Genomic DNA, 1,321 nt, shown 5'->3' on the forward strand with positions numbered 1-1,321 from the left:
CGCCTCCCACATCACGGCGACCGTCATCCGTCCCTCTCCTTCACCGGTCGGTGCCCTCATCCGGCGGCCTCCTCGGAGGTGCGCCGCATCACCAGCGCGTCCACGCCGGCGGGCTGGTAGTAGCCGCGCCGGACCCCGATGGCCTCGAAACCGAAGCGCTGGTACAGGCGTTGGGCGCGGCTGTTGTCGACACGGACCTCCAGCAGCACCTCGTGGCAGTCGAACGCGGAGGCCGCCACCAGCAGTTCGGTCAGCAGCCGGGCGCCCAGGCCGTGGCCCTCCCGGTCGGGGGCGACGGCGATGGTCTGCACGTCACCGGTGCCGTCGACGGCCGCGAGACCCGCGTAGCCGGCGATCCGCTCGGTGCCGTCGGCCGGGTCGGTCTCCACCGCGACCAGGTAGCGCCGGGTCGCGAACGGCCCCCTGGCGTGCGCGAGCTCCGACCAGAACATGCCGGGCGACCAGGCGTCCTCGGGAAACATCCGCTCTTCGAGCAGCAGCACCGCGGGCAGGTCCCACCAGCGCATCTCCCGCAGCACGACCCCGTCGAGGGAGCCGCCGGAGCTGCCGGCGCCGCCGGCGCTCACCTGGGGGTGACCACCTTGTAGCCCGCCGGCACCTTCGCGTCGGGGCGCCGCAGGTACAGCGGCAGCGGCGGCAGGAGCTCGTCGCCGGCGGCCAGCCGCTCGGCGGCCAGCGAGGCCAGCGCCGCCGCCGACTGGTGCTGCGGCAGCTCCGGTCGGAGAGCGGGGAAGGCGTCGGCGTACAGGACCGCCCCGGCACCGAACGCGGGCAGCGCGGCGACGGCGGCGGGCAGGTCGGCCGCGCGGTCGACCGAGGGCTCACCGCGGCGCGTGCGGCGGTTGTCGTACGCGGCCCAGTAGACCTCCTTGCGGCGGGCGTCGGTCGCGACGACAAACGGCTCGTCGAGCCCGGCGGCGTAGGCCAGCCCGTCCAGCGTGCACAGGCCGTGCACCGGCACGTCGAGCGCGGCGGCCAGCGCGCCGGCCGTCGCCAGGCCGACCCGCAGCCCCGTGTAGGGGCCCGGCCCCACGCCGACGACCACACCGGTCACCTCGTGGCGGGCCCGGCCGGACTCCCGGAAGACCCGGTCCACGGCGGGCATCAGCAGCTCGCCGTGCCGGCGGGCGTCGATCTGGTCGCTGGCCGCGAGGACGCGCTCGCCGTCGTGGAGCGCGGCGGTCACAGCGGGAGTGGCGGTGTCAAGAGCGAGCAGCAGCACCCTCCAAGACTACGGCGCCGGAGGCGGTGCCCTCGCCCCCGCTCCGGACCCGGGCGGGCAGGGCGCGGCGGGCAGGAC

2 protein-coding genes are annotated in these 1,321 nt (G+C 76.2%); both read right to left on the reverse strand.

Going from position 1 to position 1,321, the window contains the following annotated elements; genetic code table 11:
• Positions 1-56: 56 nt before the first annotated feature.
• The gene (gene rimI / locus GL263_RS26620) at positions 57-527 is read right to left on the reverse strand and encodes a ribosomal protein S18-alanine N-acetyltransferase (RefSeq protein WP_182858292.1); all 471 of its coding nucleotides are present in this window, start codon (positions 525-527) and stop codon (positions 57-59) included.
• 56 nt (positions 528-583) lie between these two features.
• Positions 584-1,243 (reverse strand): tRNA (adenosine(37)-N6)-threonylcarbamoyltransferase complex dimerization subunit type 1 TsaB, encoded by a 660-nt coding sequence (gene tsaB, locus GL263_RS26625; RefSeq protein WP_182858291.1) that lies wholly within the window; start codon positions 1,241-1,243, stop codon positions 584-586.
• Positions 1,244-1,321: the final 78 nt, after the last annotated feature.

The organism is Streptomyces durbertensis (assembly GCF_014156695.1).
GTDB lineage: Bacteria > Actinomycetota > Actinomycetes > Streptomycetales > Streptomycetaceae > Streptomyces > Streptomyces durbertensis.